Annotated in this window: 20 protein-coding genes and 2 other annotated features; of the genes, 17 read left to right on the top strand and 3 right to left on the bottom strand. The window is 42.1% G+C overall.

The features are described 5' to 3' along the window. The first annotated feature begins 55 nt into the window (after window positions 1-55). Window positions 56-460, top strand: a complete 405-nt coding sequence (locus tag HMPREF9423_RS08880; protein WP_004251500.1) for a PaaI family thioesterase — start codon at window positions 56-58, stop codon at window positions 458-460. A gap of 62 nt (window positions 461-522) precedes the next feature. Here HMPREF9423_RS08880 and HMPREF9423_RS08875 read toward each other — a convergent pair whose 3' ends face one another. Further along, window positions 523-909 carry a bleomycin resistance protein gene (locus HMPREF9423_RS08875; RefSeq protein ID WP_006155511.1) on the bottom strand — a complete coding sequence of 129 codons (387 nt, stop codon included), beginning with the start codon at window positions 907-909 and terminating at the stop codon, window positions 523-525. 10 nt (window positions 910-919) lie between these two features. Beyond that, a complete protein-coding gene (locus HMPREF9423_RS08870; RefSeq protein WP_006155508.1) occupies window positions 920-1747 on the bottom strand; it encodes an exodeoxyribonuclease III in 828 nt (275 codons plus the stop codon). A 262-nt stretch (window positions 1748-2009) separates the two neighbouring features. Between HMPREF9423_RS08870 and HMPREF9423_RS08865 the strand changes: the two genes are divergently transcribed. The 12 genes from HMPREF9423_RS08865 (at window position 2010) to trpA (ending at window position 16064) form a co-directional block, all read left to right on the top strand. Further along, window positions 2010-3755 carry an ABC transporter ATP-binding protein gene (locus tag HMPREF9423_RS08865; RefSeq protein ID WP_006148978.1) on the top strand — a complete coding sequence of 582 codons (1746 nt, stop codon included), beginning with the start codon at window positions 2010-2012 and terminating at the stop codon, window positions 3753-3755. Further along, complete coding sequence (locus HMPREF9423_RS08860) at window positions 3745-5487, top strand: ABC transporter ATP-binding protein (RefSeq protein WP_006148977.1); 1743 nt, start codon at window positions 3745-3747, stop codon at window positions 5485-5487. The genes HMPREF9423_RS08865 and HMPREF9423_RS08860 overlap by 11 nt, the downstream gene beginning before the upstream one ends. Window positions 5488-5593: 106 nt before the next feature. Continuing rightward, entirely contained in the window at window positions 5594-6286 is a 693-nt protein-coding gene (locus HMPREF9423_RS08855; protein ID WP_006155519.1) for a sugar transferase, read from the top strand. A gap of 39 nt (window positions 6287-6325) precedes the next feature. Next, complete coding sequence (locus HMPREF9423_RS08850; RefSeq protein WP_006148974.1) at window positions 6326-7552, top strand: DegT/DnrJ/EryC1/StrS family aminotransferase; 1227 nt, start codon at window positions 6326-6328, stop codon at window positions 7550-7552. 60 nt (window positions 7553-7612) lie between these two features. Then, window positions 7613-7844 (top strand) — a binding site (T-box leader). Between the two features lie 160 nt (window positions 7845-8004). Beyond that, the gene (gene trpB, locus HMPREF9423_RS08845; RefSeq protein WP_025170202.1) at window positions 8005-9183 is read left to right on the top strand and encodes a tryptophan synthase subunit beta; all 1179 of its coding nucleotides are present in this window, start codon (window positions 8005-8007) and stop codon (window positions 9181-9183) included. Further along, window positions 9180-9405 (top strand) — a binding site (T-box leader). Its footprint overlaps the gene before it by 4 nt. A gap of 393 nt (window positions 9406-9798) precedes the next feature. Further along, complete coding sequence (trpE, locus tag HMPREF9423_RS08840) at window positions 9799-11160, top strand: anthranilate synthase component I (protein WP_006148972.1); 1362 nt, start codon at window positions 9799-9801, stop codon at window positions 11158-11160. Then, window positions 11157-11723, top strand: coding sequence for an aminodeoxychorismate/anthranilate synthase component II (locus HMPREF9423_RS08835; RefSeq protein WP_006148971.1), 567 nt, complete (start codon window positions 11157-11159; stop codon window positions 11721-11723). The genes trpE and HMPREF9423_RS08835 overlap by 4 nt, the downstream gene beginning before the upstream one ends. Window positions 11724-11733: 10 nt before the next feature. Next, on the top strand, window positions 11734-12738 hold the full coding sequence (trpD, locus tag HMPREF9423_RS08830; RefSeq protein ID WP_006148970.1) for an anthranilate phosphoribosyltransferase: 1005 nt from the start codon (window positions 11734-11736) through the stop codon (window positions 12736-12738). Further along, window positions 12735-13502, top strand: coding sequence for an indole-3-glycerol phosphate synthase TrpC (gene trpC, locus HMPREF9423_RS08825; RefSeq protein ID WP_006148969.1), 768 nt, complete (start codon window positions 12735-12737; stop codon window positions 13500-13502). Before trpD ends, trpC begins: the two co-directional genes overlap by 4 nt. Next, window positions 13489-14088, top strand: coding sequence for a phosphoribosylanthranilate isomerase (locus HMPREF9423_RS08820; RefSeq protein WP_006148968.1), 600 nt, complete (start codon window positions 13489-13491; stop codon window positions 14086-14088). The genes trpC and HMPREF9423_RS08820 overlap by 14 nt, the downstream gene beginning before the upstream one ends. Next, on the top strand, window positions 14066-15289 hold the full coding sequence (gene trpB, locus HMPREF9423_RS08815) for a tryptophan synthase subunit beta (RefSeq protein ID WP_006148967.1): 1224 nt from the start codon (window positions 14066-14068) through the stop codon (window positions 15287-15289). Before HMPREF9423_RS08820 ends, trpB (HMPREF9423_RS08815) begins: the two co-directional genes overlap by 23 nt. Beyond that, window positions 15282-16064: a tryptophan synthase subunit alpha gene (trpA, locus tag HMPREF9423_RS08810; RefSeq protein ID WP_006148966.1), complete on the top strand. Its 783-nt coding sequence runs from the start codon at window positions 15282-15284 to the stop codon at window positions 16062-16064. Before trpB (HMPREF9423_RS08815) ends, trpA begins: the two co-directional genes overlap by 8 nt. Here the strand turns inward: trpA and HMPREF9423_RS08805 are convergent. Further along, on the bottom strand, window positions 16033-16695 hold the full coding sequence (locus tag HMPREF9423_RS08805) for a prepilin peptidase (RefSeq protein ID WP_006148965.1): 663 nt from the start codon (window positions 16693-16695) through the stop codon (window positions 16033-16035). The genes trpA and HMPREF9423_RS08805 overlap by 32 nt on opposite strands. 70 nt (window positions 16696-16765) lie before the next feature. On the opposite strand from HMPREF9423_RS08805, the gene HMPREF9423_RS08800 reads away from it, so the two are divergent. From HMPREF9423_RS08800 to HMPREF9423_RS08785, 4 genes are all read left to right on the top strand, one after another. Next, the gene (locus HMPREF9423_RS08800) at window positions 16766-17221 is read left to right on the top strand and encodes a GNAT family N-acetyltransferase (RefSeq protein WP_025170201.1); all 456 of its coding nucleotides are present in this window, start codon (window positions 16766-16768) and stop codon (window positions 17219-17221) included. Window positions 17222-17306: 85 nt separating this feature from the next. Next, window positions 17307-18056, top strand: a complete 750-nt coding sequence (gene truA / locus HMPREF9423_RS08795) for a tRNA pseudouridine(38-40) synthase TruA (RefSeq protein ID WP_006148963.1) — start codon at window positions 17307-17309, stop codon at window positions 18054-18056. Continuing rightward, window positions 18046-18819 carry a bifunctional hydroxymethylpyrimidine kinase/phosphomethylpyrimidine kinase gene (locus tag HMPREF9423_RS08790; protein WP_006148962.1) on the top strand — a complete coding sequence of 258 codons (774 nt, stop codon included), beginning with the start codon at window positions 18046-18048 and terminating at the stop codon, window positions 18817-18819. Before truA ends, HMPREF9423_RS08790 begins: the two co-directional genes overlap by 11 nt. Continuing rightward, window positions 18797-19258 carry an ECF transporter S component gene (locus tag HMPREF9423_RS08785; RefSeq protein WP_006148961.1) on the top strand — a complete coding sequence of 154 codons (462 nt, stop codon included), beginning with the start codon at window positions 18797-18799 and terminating at the stop codon, window positions 19256-19258. Before HMPREF9423_RS08790 ends, HMPREF9423_RS08785 begins: the two co-directional genes overlap by 23 nt. Window positions 19259-19271: the final 13 nt, after the last annotated feature.

Here is a 19271-nt window from a genome sequence, read left to right as displayed (position 1 = left end):
CGTAGAGTCTTGAAAAGTAGTATCATAGTGTCGTTTGAAGTATCAGGAGGAATGTATGAAAGATTTTCACTTTGACGCTATATCTGCCTTTGAAAACTACGAAATTGAAAAAATGAGAGATGGCCACGTTGTGGTGACGACAAAAGTAGTGGACTCTTCACTCAACTACTATGGGAATGCTCATGGAGGCTATCTATTTACCCTATGCGACCAAATCAGTGGTCTTGTGGTGATTTCGCTAGGATTAGACGGGGTGACACTCCAGTCTTCCATCAACTATCTGAAAGCTGGAAATCTAGGGGATGTTCTTACTATCAAAGGAGAATGTGTCCATCAAGGACGTACCACTTGTGTCGTCGATGTTGACATCATCAACCAAGATGGCCGAAATGTCTGCAAGGCAACCTTCACCATGTTTGTCACAGGACATCGATCTGAAGATAGACAGGTAAGGATATAGAAACAAAAAAAGAGGCAGATGCCTCTTTTTTTATTACTTTTCCACTCTAATACTTTATTATTCTATTCACTAAATCTTAAAAAATAGCCATCTGGGTCTAAAGCTGCAAATTCGTGAGGGTAGATATATTGTTCGCCAACTCGAAATTCTCTTTTAGTCAAAGGACGATGGATGGGATATTCGGCTTCCAGCAATTTTTGATGGAGTTGTGGGACATCCTTGATACCAAAGGAAATATTGACACCACGCCCGAAAGGATAAGTCAGTTGGGATAATTCTTCTGCGTTGCCTTCTTCTAGCATAAGTTGGCAGTCTTCAAGCGAAAGGAAGAGAAATTTCTCCTCTGGACGCTCGTATTCGACAGAAAATCCCAGCAAGTCGCAGTAGAAGTGGCGTGACTTTTCGAGGTCAGATACTACAAATTCAGGAATGACAGCTTGATAGTCCATTGTTTTCTCCTTAGAAATCAATCTCCATGACAATCGGTGTATGGTCCTGGCGTGCGCCTGAGTCAATCATGTCTGACTTGCTAACCTTGTCTGCTACACGGTTACTTGTAAGCCAGTAGTCGATTCTCCAGCCTGTGTTGTTGATTTTTGAAGTCTTGCTTCGTTGTGCCCACCAAGTATAGCGTTCTGGCACATCGCCATGGATATGGCGGAAGGTATCTGTAAATCCTTTGGCTAAAAGGTTTGTAAATCCTTCACGTTCTTCGTCTGTAAATCCTGGTGAACGGCGGTTGCTGGCTGGGTTGGCAAGGTCAATTTCCTTGTGGGCAACGTTGTAGTCTCCGGTTGCTAGGACAGGTTTTTGCTTGTCTAGTTGAGCCAAGTACTCCGCATATTTTACATCCCAGACTTGACGTTCTTCCAAGCGTTTGAGGCCATCACCAGCGTTTGGTGTGTAAACTTGAGTCACGAAAAATGTATCAAATTCTAAAGTGATGATGCGTCCTTCCGAGTCCATAGTAGAAGGGGCACCGATTTCTGGAAAGCTGATAGTTGGAGTCAGTTCTTTCTTATAGAGGAACATGGTCCCAGCATAGCCTTTACGAGCAGGTTCTTGAGAGGAACGCCAAGTATTTTCATATCCAGGGAAGAGTTCTTCTAACACCTCAAGATGTTTTTTAGTAGGCCCTGTAGCTGAAAGCTTGGTTTCTTGGATGGCGATGATATCAGCGTTTTCAGCAACCAATGTTTGGAGGACGTCTTGTGATAATTTCGCACGCGCAGAATCACTTGTCAATGCTGCATTGAGGGAATCAATATTCCATGAGATCAATTTCATAATGTTTACCTTTTCATTCAGATTATAGACAATATTATACCAGAAAAAGAAGTATTTCCCCAGCGTATGGTTTGAAAAATCCAGGTCATTCCTATATAATAAAGAATGATTTATGTAAAGGATTGAAAATAAATGAAATGTTACTCCTTTGAGTATCTTTATCGCTGAATATGACAACGTTTCAGTTAGTGTCATCACCTATGAATAGGAAAAACCTGAGGCAGTCGCCTCAGGTTTCCATTTGTCATTAGAAAGGAATTTTATGTCCATCATCCAAAAACTCTGGTGGTTTTTTAAATTAGAAAAATGCCGTTACCTAGTTGGAATTGTAGCTTTGGTTTTGGTTTCTGTACTAAACCTTATCCCACCTATGGTCATGGGGCGCGTGATTGATGCCATCACTTCGGGACGATTAACACAAGATGAGCTCCTGCTTCATCTCTTTTATCTCCTGCTGGCAGCTTTCGGGATGTACTACCTGCGTTATGTTTGGCGCATGTATATCCTAGGGACCTCCTACCGACTTGGACAAATCATGCGTTCAAGACTATTTGAGCACTTTACAAGAATGTCGCCTGCTTTTTATCAGAATTATCGAACTGGAGATTTGATGGCTCACGCAACCAATGATATCAATGCTCTGACTCGTTTAGCAGGTGGTGGTGTCATGATGGCAGTGGATGCCTCTATCACAGCCTTGGTGACTCTCTTGACTATGCTCTTTAGCATTTCTTGGCAGATGACCTTGGTTGCCATTCTACCTTTGCCGTTTATGGCCTATGCGACTAGTCGTCTGGGGAGAAAGACCCATAAGGCTTTCGGAGAATCACAAGCAGCCTTTTCTGAACTCAATAATAAGGTTCAGGAGTCTGTATCAGGTATCAAGGTAACTAAGTCCTTTGGTTATCAATCCGATGAGTTGGCATCTTTCCAGGAAGTCAATGATTTGACCTTCCAAAAGAATCTGCAAACCATGAAATATGATAGTCTCTTTGACCCCATGGTTCTACTCTTTGTTGGTTCTTCCTATGCCTTAACTCTCTTAGTCGGTGCCTTTATGGTGCAAGCGGGACAAGTAACCGTCGGGAATCTGGTCACCTTTATCTCTTACTTGGATATGTTGGTCTGGCCCTTGATGGCGATTGGTTTCCTCTTTAATATTACTCAAAGAGGGAAGGTTTCTTATCAACGAATTGAGAGTCTTTTGTCCCAAGAGTCACCTGTCAAAGATCCAGAATCTCCACTTGACGAGATTGAAAATGGGCGCTTGGACTATGCCATTTATCGTTTTGCCTTTGAAGACGAAGAGACGCTGAGAGATATACATTTTAGTCTCGAAAAAGGGCAAACCTTGGGCTTGGTTGGGCAAACTGGTTCAGGGAAAACTGCTTTGATTAAATTGCTCCTACGTGAGTATGACGTTGACAAAGGAGCTATTTATCTAAATGGTCATGACATTCGTGACTATCGACTAGCTGACTTACGAAGTTTGATGGGATACGTTCCACAGGACCAATTTCTCTTTGCTAGCTCTATCATAGAGAATATTTGTTTTGGAAATCCTGACCTACCTTTCTCAGCAGTAGAAGAAGCGACAAAGTTGGCTCAAGTCTATCAAGATATTCAAGACATGCCTGAGGGATTTGATACAGTTATCGGGGAAAAGGGAGTTAGTCTATCTGGTGGACAAAAGCAACGTCTGGCTATGAGTCGGGCTATGATTTTAAATCCTGATATCTTGATTTTAGATGATTCCTTGTCAGCTGTGGATGCTAAGACAGAGTTCGCAATCATCGATAATCTCAAGGAAACTCGCAAAGATAAAACGACTATCATCACTGCCCATCGTCTCAGTGCAGTTGTTCATGCGGATTTGATTTTGGTCATGCAGGATGGTCGCATCATTGAACGAGGTAGGCATGAAGACTTACTAGCCTTGGATGGTTGGTATGCCCAAACCTACCAGTCTCAACAGTTAGAAATGAAAGGAGAAGAAAATGCGGAATAAACAAGAACAATGGGTTGTATTGAAGCGTTTGTTGTCTTATCTTAAGCCCTATAGTCTCCTCACCTTTTTAGCCCTTACTTTTCTCCTGGCAACGACTGTTATTAAGAGTATTATCCCCCTGGTAGCTTCTCACTTTATCGACCAGTATCTAAACAACCTTAATCAGCTTGCTGTTACAGTTTTGCTAGTTTACTATGGTCTCTACATTCTTCAAACCATTGTCCAATATGTGGGGAACCTCCTTTTTGCGCGCGTGTCCTACAGCATCGTTAGAGATATTCGACGTGATGCCTTTGCCAATATGGAGAAGCTAGGCATGTCTTATTTTGATAAAACGCCTGCAGGTTCTATTGTTTCTCGTTTGACAAATGACACCGAGACTATCAGTGATATGTTTTCGGGGATCTTATCTAGCTTTATCTCGGCAGTCTTTATCTTCGTGACGACCCTTTATACCATGTTAGTTCTGGACTATCGTCTGACTGCTTTAGTCTTGCTCTTCCTACCTTTGATTTTCCTTTTGGTCAATCTCTACCGTAAAAAATCTGTCAAGGTCATTGAAAAAACGAGAAGTCTACTGTCAGATATTAACAGTAAGCTGGCAGAAAATATCGAAGGAATTCGTATTATTCAAGCCTTTAACCAAGAAAAACGCCTGCAAGATGAGTTTGATGAGATAAACCAGGAACACCTAGTCTACGCCAACCGTTCAGTAGCCTTGGATTCTCTCTTTTTACGACCAGCTATGAGTTTGTTGAAGCTGTTGGGATATGCGGTTTTGATGGCCTACTTTGGCTATCGCGGTCTTTATCTAGGAATAACGGCAGGAACTATGTATGCCTTTATCCAGTACATCAACCGTCTCTTTGATCCCCTCATCGAGGTAACACAGAACTTTTCTACTCTTCAGACATCCATGGTGTCAGCAGGTCGTGTCTTTGCACTTATCGATGAGTCCAACTATGAACCGGTCCAAGAAAATGGTCAATCCAAGATTCAAGAAGGGAATATTCGCTTTGAACATGTGTCCTTCTCTTATGATGGAAAACACCAAATTCTAGATGATATTTCCTTTACTGTCAATAAAGGTGAAACCATTGCCTTTGTTGGACATACAGGATCAGGAAAATCTTCTATCATCAATGTTCTCATGCGCTTTTATGAGTTCCAGTCAGGTCGGGTTCTCCTAGATGGTGTGGATATTCGAGAGTATAGCCAAGAGGAGTTGAGAAAAAACATCGGTTTGGTTCTACAGGATCCCTTCCTCTATCATGGGACCATTAAGTCCAATATCGCCATGTACCAAGATATCAGCGATGACCAAGTCAAGGCTGCAGCAGAATTTGTCGATGCAGATTCCTTCATTCAAGATCTTCCTTTAGGTTATGATGCTCCCGTATCTGAGCGTGGTTCGAGTTTTTCAACTGGTCAACGTCAGCTTCTTGCTTTTGCTAGAACTGTTGCCAGTCAACCTAAAATCCTGATTTTGGATGAAGCGACAGCCAATATCGACTCTGAAACAGAAGCTCTGGTCCAAAATTCCCTAGCTAAGATGAGACAAGGTCGGACAACCATTGCCATCGCCCATCGCCTTTCTACCATTCAAGATGCTAACTGTATCTATGTTCTTGATAAGGGACGTATTATCGAAAGTGGAACCCACGAAGAACTCCTAGCATTGGGTGGAACCTATCACAAGATGTATAGTTTGCAGGCAGGGGCTCTTTCCTAAGGAAGAATTCCTTTAAAACACAGATTTCTTGCACTGCCTCTTTCATTTTGTGGTATAATGTAGAATGTTAATAAAGATTATATATAAAAAACAGAGGAGAATGTGCATGCTGAAATGGGATGAACTACCTCAAGAAATGCAATTGAGCGAGGTAAAACCATACTACCAGCTTGTGTCTAGAAGAAAAGGCTCACTGATTTCCAAGCGTTGTCTAGATTTGTTTCTAGCCGTAGTCTTGTTAATCTTGACCTCCCCCTTATTTCTGATTCTAAGCATCTGGATCAAGCTAGATAGCAAGGGTCCAGTTATATACAAGCAAGTGCGGGTAACCCAGTACAACCGACATTTCAAAATTTGGAAATTCCGGACTATGGTAACCGATGCGGACAAGAAAGGAAGTTTAGTAACTTCTGCAAATGACAGTCGTATCACTAAAGTTGGAAATTTCATTCGACGTGTTCGTTTGGATGAATTGCCGCAATTGGTCAATGTCCTCAAAGGAGAGATGTCCTTTGTAGGAACACGCCCAGAAGTACCACGCTACACAGAGCAGTATAGCCCTGAAATGATGGCTACCTTGCTCTTACCTGCAGGGATTACATCGCTTGCTAGCATTAACTATAAGGATGAGGATGCCATCATCAGTCAAATGACTGCAAAGGGTATGACTGTTGACCAGGCTTATGTAGAAAGAGTCCTTCCAGAGAAAATGCACTTTAACCTAGCCTACCTACGTGATTTTAATTTCTTCGGAGATATCAAGATCATGTTCCAGACTGTAGTTGAAGTTTTAAAATAAAGTAGTCACAAGAGTGAATAGAGTAAAAGGAGTAAATCAATGACAAAGTATAATATTCCATTTTCACCACCCGATATTACCGAAGCTGAAATTGCTGAAGTAGCCGATACCCTTCGTTCTGGTTGGATCACAACAGGTCCAAAGACAAAAGAATTAGAGCGTCGTCTGTCCGTCTATACTCATACGCCTAAGACAGTCTGCCTCAACTCTGCAACAGCAGCTCTTGAATTAATCTTGCGCGTGCTTGAAGTAGGGCCTGGTGACGAAGTCATCGTTCCAGCTATGACCTATACAGCTTCATGTAGTGTCATCACTCACGTTGGTGCGACACCAGTGATGGTTGATATCCAAGATGATACCTTTGAAATGGACTATGATAAGCTTGAGCAAGCTATTACTGAGAAGACTAAAGTCATCATCCCGGTAGAACTAGCAGGGATTATCTGTGACTATGACCGTTTGTTCCAAGTTGTAGAAAAGAAACGCGACCTCTTTACAGCTGCTAGCAAGTGGCAAAAGGCCTTTAACCGTATTGTGATTGTCTCTGATAGTGCTCACGCTTTGGGTTCAACCTACAAGGGACAACCAGCCGGTTCAATTGCAGACTTCACATCATTCTCTTTCCACGCGGTTAAGAATTTTACAACTGCTGAGGGAGGAAGTGCCACTTGGAAAGCCAATCCAGCGATTGACGACGAAGAAATGTACAAGGAATTCCAAATCCTATCTCTTCATGGTCAAACAAAAGATGCTCTTGCTAAGATGCAGCTAGGCTCATGGGAATACGATATCGTAACACCAGCCTACAAGTGCAACATGACAGACATCATGGCTTCACTTGGTCTAGTTCAGCTAGATCGTTATCCTGGCTTACTACAACGTCGTAAGGATATCGTGGATCGCTATGACCGTGGATTTGCAGGAACTCGGATTCACCCATTGGCTCATGAGACAGATGCAGTTGAATCTTGTCGTCACCTCTACATCACCCATGTAGAAGGAGCAAATCTCGAACAACGCAATCAAATTATTCAAGAATTGGCCAAGGCAGGAATTGCAAGTAATGTTCACTACAAACCGCTACCGCTTTTGACAGCCTATAAGAATCTTGGTTTCGATATGGCAGATTATCCAAAGGCTTATGCCTTCTTTGAAAATGAAATTACATTACCGCTTCACACGAAATTAACGGATGAAGAGGTAGACTATATCATTGAGACTTTTGTCAGAGTTTCTGAAGAAGTTCTTGCTTCTACAAAAAACTAATTAAAAAAATTAGTAAAAAATGAATGAAAACGGTTGACAAAGAAAAAACAATGACATATAATTAACTCAACAAATCAGAAAAGTAGTTATTTTTGATCTTTAGGGAGCCTGTGGTTACTGTGAATAGGTGGTTGAAAGTAGTGAAATTGGGCTGATTTGAAAAAATGAATTTGAAACAATAAAAATTCGGTAGGCACACCTTACAGTGCAACTTGTTGTTAGACAAGGCAGAGATGTAAAGGGGATATTCTCTTTACAATTGAGGTGGTACCGCGTTACAAACGCCCTCACATGGAAGTATATTCCGTGTGTGGGCTTTTTCTATCCGTCATTTTGTTTATCTTTTATTAGGGCGTTAAGTCGCTTTGATGAACTTGAGTTCTATCTACAGCTCCTTGCCTACTACTAAAAGCAAACAAAAAGCCGGATTCATACAGAAGGAGGAAAAATTTATGACAACTAAAGGATATTTTGGACAATTTGGTGGTAGTTTTGTACCAGAATCAATTCAGGTTTTACTAGATGAATTGGAAGTGACTTTTGAAAAATACAAGGATGATCCAGAGTTTTTAGCTGAGTTTCGCCATTACTTGAAGGACTATTCGGGTCGTGAAACACCGCTTTACTATGCAGAGAGCTTGACAGATCATTTAGGTGGAGCTAAGATTTATCTCAAGCGCGAAGATCTGAATCACCTTGGTTCTCACAAGCTCAACAACGTTTTAGGACAAATCCTTCTAGCAAAACGCATGGGTAAAAAGCGTGTCATTGCTGAGACAGGAGCTGGCCAGCACGGTGTTGCGACAGCTGCAGCTGCAGCCAAGTTTGGTATGGCTTGTGACGTCTACATGGGGGCAGAAGATGTGGAGCGTCAACGTCTCAATGTCTTCCGCATGGAGATGATGGGAGCAACTGTTCACGCAGTTGAAACTGGTACTCGTACCCTCAAAGATGCGGTTGACGCAGCCTTTGGAGCATGGATGAATGACCTTGAAGCCTTCTACGTTTTAGGTTCTGCTGTTGGACCACACCCTTATCCAACTATTGTTCATGAATTCCAAAAAGTTATTAGTGAAGAATCACGTCGTCAAATCTTGGAAAAAGAAGGACGTTTACCTGACTACGTCATCGCTTGTGTAGGCGGTGGTTCCAATGCCATCGGAGCTTTTTCACAGTATGTAGCTGATGAAGAAGTAAAATTGGTTGGGGTAGAAGCTGCTGGTCATGGTTTAGATACTGACAAACACGCAGCAACTATGACCAAGGGTAGTGTCGGAATTGTTGATGGAATGAAGACCTATGCAGTCTTTAAGGAAGATGGAGAGCTCGCGCCAGTTTACTCTATCTCAGCAGGTTTGGACTATCCAGGGGTTGGACCAGAACATGCCTTCTTTAAAGACTCTGGTCGTGTAGAGTATGTTGCAGCGACTGACGAAGAAGCTGTCCAAGCCTTGCTTTTATTAAGCAAAACAGAAGGAATTATCCCTGCAATTGAAAGCTCACATGCTATCGCTGAAGCAGTCAAACGCGCACCAAAACTAAGTAAAGATGAGATTATCATCATCAATGTCTCTGGTCGTGGAGACAAGGACGTAGCTGCCATTGCAGACTACCTTGAAGCTAAAAAATAAAAGATGGAATAGATACAGAGATTTCTCTCACAGAGAGCTTGTGGTTGCTGAAAACAAGCAGAGAAAGCTGTAAGGTTGGGTCCATCTGAAATGAGAGAAGAAAACATAATTCTCAAGGGAGTGCCCTTTATCGCACAACCTGTTACAGGAGCTATCTGAGACAGGAATGAGAGATAGGAGAAATCCTATAATTGAGGTGGCACCGCGAATTTCGTCCTCACGCAAGTTATTTTGCGTGGGGATTTTTATATATGTATTATAGGCATAGTTATTCAGTTTTAAATTATTTTTCATCATTAAATAGACTACTACAAAAAAATTGCGAACGAAGTGAGCTTTTAAAAGATATTTTCCGCCATAGTGGTATCCTATAAAAGCAAATATGCTTCTATAGGACGGAATTTTTGAGAGTAAAATAGTTCGGGAAACTATTTTAGACTGAGCCTAGAAATGAATGAGCGAGGAGCTCAAAAATTAGGTCTTTCATTTCATGGTTTTCTAAAATCATCCACTGGATAATTTTACCTCCCGTCCGCACTATTTAAGGGAAATAGAAAAAAGATAATAAATGAAGACTAAAATTCTATAAAGAAACGAACTGAAAGGGAAATTACAATGGAACGAATCATTCATGGAGATGTTTTATCACCAATCTTGGCTTATATGCGTTTGAACGGACAACACAAGGTCATACTTGAAAGTATCCCAAGAGAAAAAGAAAATGCTCGATTTTCTATCTTAGCCTATAACCCAGTTTTTGAGATTAAGTTCGAGAATGGAGTTCTTTATCAAAATGGGCAAGTGATTGATCGTGATCCCTTGGATTTCCTTTATGAAGTGACTCATAAAAGTCAACACCATTCAAATTTACCCTTTGGAGGTGGAGCTATCGGCTTTGTTGGTTACGACATGATTTCTCTCTATGAAGAGATTGGCCAGCTTCCTGAGGATACAATTGGGACGCCAGATATGCATTTCTTCGTCTATGAGAGTTATATAGTTTTTGACCATAAGAAAGAAAAAATTCATATCATCGAGGATGCTCTCTACAGTGAACGTAGTAATGAAGAACTAGAAGTGGCTTTAGATCAGGTTTTAGAAGAGTTGAAAATCCCTGCTCCAAATGAATTTGAAGATTTGGATGTTTCTCCACTTCAGTTTAGACCACATATTGCACCTCAGAAATTTGAAGAAATGGTAGAAACAGCTCGCGACTTGATTCGCAATGGAGATATGTTCCAATGTGTGCTTAGCCAGCGCTTCTCCGCAGAGGTAACTGGAAATCCTTTTGACTTCTACAGAAATCTCCGAGTGACCAATCCATCAAATTACCTCTACTTTTATGATTTTGGAGATTATCAAATTATCGGTGCCAGTCCTGAGAGCTTGGTTTCCGTCAAGAATGGTATAGTGACAACCAATCCAATTGCAGGTACACGTCCTAGAGGTGCCAATGACGAGGAAGATGCGGCACTTGCAAGTGATCTCCTCTCTGATGAAAAGGAAACGGCAGAACACCGAATGTTGGTGGACTTGGGACGAAATGATATCGGTAGAATTGCTGAAACAGCAAGTGTCCAAGTAACCAAGTATATGGAAGTCGAACTTTTCCGCTATGTCATGCATTTGACCAGCGTGGTTAAAGGACGTTTGTTACCAGAACTGACTGCTATGGATGCCTTGAAGGCGACTCTTCCGGCAGGAACAGTATCGGGGGCACCAAAGATTCGGGCCATGAAACGCATCTATGAACTAGAAACAGAGAAGCGAGGCGTATACGCAGGAGCTATCGGTTACCTATCAGCAACTGGAGATATGGATTTCGCCATTGCTATCCGAACCATGATTCTTAAAAATAAAAAAGCCCACGTACAGGCTGGTGCAGGAATTGTTTATGATTCTATCGCTCAGAACGAATACCAAGAAACGATTAACAAAGCTAAATCTATGACTAGAATGGGAGAACTAAGACCATGATTTTATTGATTGATAATTATGATTCATTTACTTATAACCTAGCTCAATATATCGGGAATTTCGCAGAAGTTCAGGTTTTGAGAAATGATGATCCAAATCTTTATGAAGAAGCTACAAAGGCAGATGGACTGGTCTTTTCTCCTGGTCCAGGTTGGCCAGCTGATGCTGGGAAAATGGAAGAAATGATTCGTGATTTTGCAGGTAAGAAACCTATTCTAGGGATTTGTTTAGGGCACCAAGCCATTGCAGAAGTCTTTGGTGGTAAGTTGGGCTTGGCTCCTAAAGTTATGCACGGGAAACAAAGCCAGATTCGATTTGAGACTCCATCAGCTCTCTATCAAGGAATTGAGGACAATCGTCCAGTCATGCGTTACCACAGTATTTTAATCGAAGAGATGCCAGAAGAGTTTGAAGTGACAGCTCGTTCGACAGATGACCAAGCTATTATGGGGATTCAACACAAAACCTTGCCGATTTATGGCTTGCAGTATCATCCAGAAAGTATTGGAACGCCAGATGGCCTATCTTCTATTCAGAATTTTATCGAGAAAGTTGTAAAGTGAGGAACACAAAATGAAAGAAATTATTGAAAAATTAGCCAACTTTGAAGATTTATCAAGTGTTGAAATGACAGATGTGATCGAACGCATCGTGACAGGGCGAGTGACAGAAGCACAAATCGCTTCACTACTTTTAGCTCTTAAAATGAAGGGAGAAACACCTGAAGAAAGAACAGCCCTCGCTCAAGTTATGAGAGGACATGCTCAACACATTCCAACAAACATTCAAGATGCTATGGATAACTGCGGTACAGGTGGAGACAAGTCATTTAGCTTCAACATTTCTACAACTGCAGCCTTTGTCTTAGCAGGTGGAGGAATCCACATGGCCAAACATGGTAATCGTTCAATTTCCTCTAAATCTGGGTCAGCAGATGTCTTGCAAGCTTTGGGAATCAATATTGATCTCAAACCATCACAATTGGGTAAGGTATTTGACCAAACAGGAATCGTCTTTCTCTTTGCCAAAAACATGCACCCAGCTATGAAATACATTATGCCAGCTCGCTTGGAGTTGGGAATTCCAACTATCATGAATTTGACAGGACCACTCATCCATCCAATGGTTTTGGAAACACAGCTTCTAGGAATCAGTCGTCCTGAACTTCTGGAAAGTACTGCTCAGGTTTTGAAAAACATGGGTCGCAAACGTGCCATTGTAGTAGCTGGTCCAGAAGGGTTGGATGAAGCTGGTTTGAATGGAACTACCAGCATTGCCCTTCTTGAAAATGGCGAAATTACTTTATCAACCTTTTCTCCAGAAGATTTGGGAATGGAACGGATTCCTATTGAAGACATTCGTGGGGGAAATGCTCATGAGAATGCAGCCATCCTTGTCAGTGTTCTTAATAACGAACCAAGTCCATTCTTGGAAACAACAGTCTTAAATGCGGGTCTCGGATTCTACGCAAATGGGAAAGCAGATAGTATCAAGGACGGAGTTGAATTGGCACGTCAAGTGATTGCCAGTGGTAAGGCCATTGAAAAACTCAGACTATTACAGGAGTATCAAAGATGAGTCAGGAATTTTTATCACGTATCCTAGAGCAAAAGGCGCGTGAAGTTGAAACGATGGAACGAGAGGAGCTTCAGCCCCTACGTCAAACTTATCGATTGAGTGAATATTTAAAAAATCACCAAGACCGTTTGCAAATCATTGCGGAGGTCAAAAAGGCAAGCCCAAGTCTAGGTGATATCAATCTTGATGTGGATATCGTACAACAGGCCCAGATTTACGAGGCTAACGGCGCGGTAATGATTTCTGTTCTGACAGATGAGGTTTTCTTTAAAGGTCATTTGGATTATCTGCGAGAGATTTCTAGTCAGGTACAGATCCCGACACTGAATAAGGATTTTATTATCGATGAAAAGCAAATCATCCGTGCTCGCAATGCAGGTGCGACCGTCATCTTGCTCATCGTCGCAGCCTTATCTGAAAAACGACTGAAGGAGCTTTACGACTACGCGACAGATCTTGGTCTAGAAGTTTTGGTGGAAACTCATAATCTTGCTGAACTGGAAGTGGCTCATAGACTTGGAGCTCAAATTATTGGTGTTAACAATCGCAATTTAACAACCTTTGAAGTCGACTTGCAGACCAGTGTAGACTTGGCCAAACACTTTAAGGATGATTGCTTCTACATTTCCGAATCTGCTATTTTTACAGAGGAGGATGCAAAACGAGTAGCACCATACTTTAACGGAATTTTAGTAGGAACAGCCCTCATGCAAGCAGAAGATGTAGCCCAGAGAATCAAGGAGTTGCAGATTGACAAAGGTTAAGATTTGTGGACTATCGACCAAAGAAGCCGTAAAAACAGCTGTTTCAGCTGGAGCAGACTACATTGGTTTTGTCTTTGCTCCTAGCAAAAGACAGGTGACCTTGGAACAAGCAGCAGAGCTGGCTAAGTTTATTCCTAGTTATATTCAAAAAGTTGGTGTATTTGTTTCACCCAGTCAGGCAGAACTGTTAGAAGCGGTAGACAAAGTTGGTTTGGACTTTGTACAAGTTCACGGTAAGGTAGTAGATAAACTATTTGAAAATTTGCCTTGTGGCAGCATTCAGGCTGTTCAGATCGATGAAGGGGGGCATGTACCCAATTCTCAGGCAGATTATCTACTCTTTGATGCTCCTGTGGCAGGAAGTGGACAAACCTTTGACTGGGGTCAACTGGATACGACAGAACTAGCCCAGCCTTTCTTCATCGCAGGTGGGCTAAATGAAGACAATGTAGCAAGAGCAATTCAGCATTTCTCTCCCTTTGCAGTAGATGTATCAAGCGGAGTAGAAACAGACGGACAAAAAGATCATGAAAAGATTAGAAGATTTATAGAGAGGGTTAAGCATGGTATATCAAGAACCAAATAAAGAGGGATTTTACGGGAAATTCGGTGGACGCTTTGTCCCAGAAACATTGATGACAGCAGTATTGGAATTGGAAGAGGCTTATCGTGAAAGTCAGGCAGATCCAAGTTTCCAAGAGGAGTTAAACCAACTATTGCGCCAGTATGTAGGTCGTGAAACTCCTCTTTACTACGCAAAAAACTTGACCCAGCATATCGGCGGAGCCAAGATTTACCTTAAACGTGAAGACCTCAACCATACAGGCGCCCACAAGATTAACAATGCTTTAGGACAAGTTCTCCTCGCTAAACGTATGGGCAAAAAGAAAATTATTGCTGAAACAGGTGCTGGTCAACATGGTGTGGCAACTGCAACAGCTGCGGCACTCTTTAACATGGAATGTACCATCTACATGGGCGAGGAAGATGTCAAACGCCAAGCCCTCAATGTTTTCCGAATGGAGCTTTTAGGAGCTAAGGTAGAGGCTGTGACAGATGGTTCGCGCGTGCTCAAGGATGCGGTCAATGCAGCCCTTCGTTCATGGGTGGCAAATATCGATGATACCCACTATATCCTTGGTTCTGCCTTGGGGCCCCATCCTTTCCCGGAAATTGTTCGTGATTTCCAAAGTGTTATCGGACGAGAAGCCAAGCAACAGTACCGTGATTTGACAGGTGAAAATCTGCCAGATGCTCTAGTAGCCTGTGTTGGTGGTGGCTCTAATGCCATCGGGCTCTTCCATCCATTTGTGGAAGATAAGTCAGTGGCTATGTATGGAGCTGAAGCAGCAGGACTAGGACTGGATACAGAGCATCACGCAGCTACCTTGACCAAGGGTCGTCCAGGTGTTCTTCACGGTTCGCTTATGGATGTGCTCCAAGATGCTCATGGTCAGATCCTAGAAGCTTTCTCAATCTCAGCAGGTTTGGACTATCCTGGTATCGGTCCAGAACATTCTCATTACCATGATATCAAACGAGCGACCTATGTACCAGTGACAGACGAAGAAGCCTTGGAAGGATTCCAACTCTTGTCTCGTGTAGAAGGAATTATCCCAGCTTTAGAATCTAGCCATGCCATCGCCTTTGCGGTGAAATTAGCCAAAGAACTTGGCCCAGACAAGTCTATGATTGTCTGCCTATCAGGTCGTGGGGACAAGGATGTAGTTCAAGTTAAAGACCGCTTGGAAGCAGACGCAGCAAAGAAGGGAGAAGCTCATGTCTAAGGCACTAACAGAAAAATTGAACGCTATAAAAGCGACTGGAAAAGGAATTTTCGTTCCCTATATCATGGCTGGAGACCATGAAAAAGGTTTGGATGGACTTGCTGAAACAATCCACTTTTTAGAAGATTTGGGAGTGTCTGCTATTGAAGTGGGAGTTCCTTTCTCAGACCCAGTTGCAGATGGTCCAGTTATCGAAGAAGCAGGCTTGCGCAGTCTAGCTAGTGGTACTTCTACACAGGCTCTAGTTGAAACTTTGAAGACTATTGAAACAGAAGTTCCACTTGTTATCATGACCTACTTTAACCCCCTCTTTCAGTACGGTGTGGAGAAATTTGTCAGAGATCTTGCTGATACAGCGGTTAAGGGATTGATTATTCCAGACCTGCCTCATGAGCACGCTAACTTTGTAGAGCCCTTTTTGGCAGGTACAGATATTTCTTTGATTCCACTTGTCAGCTTGACGACAGGAATTGAGCGTCAAAAAGAACTCATTGAAGGAGCTGAAGGTTTTGTCTATGCCGTTGCTATCAATGGGGTCACAGGGAAATCAGGAAATTACCGAGATGACTTGGACAAGCACTTGAATCAACTTCATCAAGTGGCTGACATTCCAGTATTGACCGGATTTGGTGTATCCACACAAGCTGATGTTGAACGCTTTAATGCAGTATCAGATGGCGTTATCGTCGGTTCCAAGATTGTTAAGGCTCTACATGAAGGACAAGTAGCAGAAATCGCTGACTTTATCCGAGAAGCAATAGCTTACCAAAAATAATCATACAAGCAGCCAGCAAGAGGAAAGGCACAAAAGGTAGTCTTTCCTTTTTCTTTAGTAGGAGAAAGGCTAGAATGCCAGTTGTGGAAGCAAATTGAATCAAAATCAGCATCTCAGTTAGGCTAAAAATAAGTGCACAAGAGGCCAGAAAGAGAAAATCCCCTGCACCTATGCGGATATCGATAAAGTGAGCCAAAATTCCCAAGATAAGAAAGAAAATCATAACTAGATTCCAACCACAGCAAACCATGAGGATTAAGTGAAAAATTAGCCAGACGATCAAGGGATATTCCTGATGACGAAAGTCGTAGATGCCCAAAGTCAAGCCGGCAGTTATCAAGATGACTTGCCCCAAAGTTAAAAATCCCACAGACTCAGCTAGAAAGAGAAGCCCCAATCCAAACTCAAAGAGAGCATACCAAAAGGGATAGCTTGAATTACAGTAGCGACAACGAAAGCGATTGAATACCTGTGAGACAATTGGAATCAAATCCAAGGGACGTAAGCGAGTCTGACAAGAATCACAGTGACTAGCAGGGAAAACAATGGATTGCTCAGGGAAACGATCAATGACCAATCCAAGAAAGGAAGCAAAAATAGCTCCAACAAGAAAAAAGTAAAGATGAATCATACTTATTTATTCGGAAAAAATAAGAGAAAGAGTATAATAGTTGGATGTAGGAGAAGTTTTAGGAGCAAATATGAAAATTCACTTTGAAAAAGGTCTTCAGTTAGAAAAAGCCCAACTCATTTGTCGCTGGTCTAATGCTTTGGGAGAAAGTTTTCAGAAGCAATGGATGGGACCCAAAATTTCTTATCCCTTGATTGTCCAATCCTTACAAGAGCTGGAAGGAATTTTTTCAATATTTGATGGACAAGAGTTTGTGGGGCTTATCCAGAAAATCAGGCTAGAAGACAGGAATCTTCATATCGGGAGATTTTTTATCAATCCTCAGAAACAGGGGCAGGGATTAGGTAGCCAGGCTTTAAGGAAATTTGTTAGTTTGGCCTTTGAAAATGAAGACATAGATACTATTTCTCTAAATGTCTACGAGGCAAATCAAACAGCTTACAATCTTTACCAAAAAGAAGGATTTGAAATCGTTCAAATGGTTGAAGTACCTGTACGAAAATATATAATGAGAAAATCGAGGTAAGGACTAGTTGATATCTAAAACTGCACCCGTACAATTTTTGGTTTTCAAACTTGTTGCAGAGAAATTTTCTTGATAAAATAGATATATGACTAGATATAAAGCAATCATTTCCTATGATGGCTACGCCTTCGCTGGCTTTCAACGGCAACCACACGCGCGTAGTGTCCAAGAGGAAATTGAAAAAACTTTAACCAAATTAAATAAAGGGCAGGCCATTACCATCCATGGTGCAGGGCGAACGGATAGTGGTGTTCATGCGCTAGGGCAGGTTATCCACTTTGATCTTCCCTATCAGATGGATGAGGAGAAGCTTCGCTTTGCTCTCGATACTCAAAGTCCTGAAGACATCGATGTCATTTCGATTGAGGTAGTGGCTGATGATTTTCATTGCCGTTATGCCAAGCATAGCAAGACCTATGAGTTTATCGTGGATAGAGGGCGTCCTAAAAATCCTATGAGACGTCATTATGCCACCCACTATCCCTATCCACTAGATGTGGAACGCATGCAAAAGGCTGTGAAGAAATTAGAAGGAACCCATGATTTTACCGGTTTTACTGCTGCCGGAACAAGTGTGGAGGACAAGGTAAGAACAATCACGGAAGCCAGTCTTAGGGTTGACGAGACCGGTCAATTTTTGACCTTTACTTTCTCTGGCAATGGCTTCCTCTATAAGCAGATTCGAAATATGGTCGGGACCTTGCTGAAAATTGGTAATAACAGAATGCCGATAGAGCAGATTGACCTGATTTTGGAGAAAAAAGACAGACAGTTGGCAGGTCCAACTGCAGCACCCAATGGTTTGTATTTGAAGGAGATTCGTTATGAAGAATAATCGTATTTTGGCACTTTCAGGAAATGATATTTTTAGTGGTGGTGGACTAGCTGCTGACCTTGCGACCTATACCTTGAATGGTTTGCATGGTTTTGTAGCTATGACTTGCTTAACTGCTTTGACAGAAAATGGATTTGAGGTCTTTCCGACAGATGAGACTATTTTCCAACAACAGTTGGATAGTCTCAAGAGCGTAGACTTTGGAGGGATTAAGATTGGTCTCTTACCGACTGTTGGTGTTGCTGAGAAAGCTCTTAACTTTATCAAGGAACGTACAGGAGTTCCAGTGGTATTGGATCCAGTTCTCGTTTGTAAGGAAACGCATGATGTTGCTGTTAGCGAGCTTTGTCAAGAGTTGATTCGCTTTTTCCCTTATGTGACTGTCATTACACCCAATCTTCCTGAGGCAGAATTGCTAGCAGGCCAAAAGATTGAAACCTTGGACGATATGAAGGATGCAGCGCAGAAATTACATGACTTGGGTGCGCCAGCAGTGATTATTAAGGGTGGAAATCGTCTCAGTCAGGATAAGGCTGTGGATGTCTTTTATGATGGAGAGAATTTTACTATTCTTGAAAATCCAGTCATTCAAGGACAAAATGCTGGTGCAGGATGTACTTTTGCATCGAGCATTGCCAGCCAGTTAGTCAAGGGAGAGGAGCTCTTACCAGCAATTGAAAGTTCCAAATCCTTTGTTTACCGTGCCATTGTACAAGCAGATCAGTATGGAGTAAGACAATATGAAGCAAACAAAAACAAGTAAAATCGCCCTAGTATCCATCCTAGTAGCTCTATCCGTAGTTTTGGGCTATTTCGTAAAAATCCCAACGCCAACAGGATTTCTAACACTTTTGGATGCAGGAATATTCTTTACGGCCTTTTACTTTGGGAGTCGCGAAGGAGCTGTTGTCGGAGGATTAGCGGGATTTCTAATTGACCTGATTTCAGGTTACCCCCAGTGGATGTTCTTCAGCTTGATTTTCCATGGTTCGCAGGGATATTTGGCAGGTGTTAAAGGGAAATGGCAGTGGCTAGGATTAGTCTTGGCAACCATCATCATGGTGGCAGGTTACGCTTTTGCATCGGCTTGGATGAATGGTTGGGGAGCAGCCATACCAGAAATCGTCCCAAATCTTGTGCAAAATATCGTTGGTATGACAGTAGGCTTTCTTCTTTGTCATAGTGTGAAGAAAGCTAGATAATAGTAAAAAGAGC

The sequence above is a fragment of the Streptococcus infantis ATCC 700779 genome (assembly GCF_000187465.1).
Classification (GTDB): domain Bacteria; phylum Bacillota; class Bacilli; order Lactobacillales; family Streptococcaceae; genus Streptococcus; species Streptococcus infantis.
The sequence above is the reverse complement of the archived record's forward strand: the minus strand, read 5'-3'. Positions and strand labels throughout refer to the sequence as shown.

Bases quoted from the DNA above. Each gene is read 5' to 3' on its own strand.
- HMPREF9423_RS08880 (WP_004251500.1), top strand. From the start codon at position 56: ATGAAAGATTTTCACTTTGACGCTATATCTGCCTTTGAAAACTACGAA.
- HMPREF9423_RS08875 (WP_006155511.1), bottom strand. From the start codon at position 909: ATGGACTATCAAGCTGTCATTCCTGAATTTGTAGTATCTGACCTCGAA.
- HMPREF9423_RS08870 (WP_006155508.1), bottom strand. From the start codon at position 1,747: ATGAAATTGATCTCATGGAATATTGATTCCCTCAATGCAGCATTGACA.
- HMPREF9423_RS08865 (WP_006148978.1), top strand. From the start codon at position 2,010: ATGTCCATCATCCAAAAACTCTGGTGGTTTTTTAAATTAGAAAAATGC.
- HMPREF9423_RS08860 (WP_006148977.1), top strand. From the start codon at position 3,745: ATGCGGAATAAACAAGAACAATGGGTTGTATTGAAGCGTTTGTTGTCT.
- HMPREF9423_RS08855 (WP_006155519.1), top strand. From the start codon at position 5,594: ATGCTGAAATGGGATGAACTACCTCAAGAAATGCAATTGAGCGAGGTA.
- HMPREF9423_RS08850 (WP_006148974.1), top strand. From the start codon at position 6,326: ATGACAAAGTATAATATTCCATTTTCACCACCCGATATTACCGAAGCT.
- trpB (WP_025170202.1), top strand. From the start codon at position 8,005: ATGACAACTAAAGGATATTTTGGACAATTTGGTGGTAGTTTTGTACCA.
- trpE (WP_006148972.1), top strand. From the start codon at position 9,799: ATGGAACGAATCATTCATGGAGATGTTTTATCACCAATCTTGGCTTAT.
- HMPREF9423_RS08835 (WP_006148971.1), top strand. From the start codon at position 11,157: ATGATTTTATTGATTGATAATTATGATTCATTTACTTATAACCTAGCT.
- trpD (WP_006148970.1), top strand. From the start codon at position 11,734: ATGAAAGAAATTATTGAAAAATTAGCCAACTTTGAAGATTTATCAAGT.
- trpC (WP_006148969.1), top strand. From the start codon at position 12,735: ATGAGTCAGGAATTTTTATCACGTATCCTAGAGCAAAAGGCGCGTGAA.
- trpB (WP_006148967.1), top strand. From the start codon at position 14,066: ATGGTATATCAAGAACCAAATAAAGAGGGATTTTACGGGAAATTCGGT.
- trpA (WP_006148966.1), top strand. From the start codon at position 15,282: ATGTCTAAGGCACTAACAGAAAAATTGAACGCTATAAAAGCGACTGGA.
- HMPREF9423_RS08805 (WP_006148965.1), bottom strand. From the start codon at position 16,695: ATGATTCATCTTTACTTTTTTCTTGTTGGAGCTATTTTTGCTTCCTTT.
- HMPREF9423_RS08800 (WP_025170201.1), top strand. From the start codon at position 16,766: ATGAAAATTCACTTTGAAAAAGGTCTTCAGTTAGAAAAAGCCCAACTC.
- truA (WP_006148963.1), top strand. From the start codon at position 17,307: ATGACTAGATATAAAGCAATCATTTCCTATGATGGCTACGCCTTCGCT.
- HMPREF9423_RS08790 (WP_006148962.1), top strand. From the start codon at position 18,046: ATGAAGAATAATCGTATTTTGGCACTTTCAGGAAATGATATTTTTAGT.
- HMPREF9423_RS08785 (WP_006148961.1), top strand. From the start codon at position 18,797: ATGAAGCAAACAAAAACAAGTAAAATCGCCCTAGTATCCATCCTAGTA.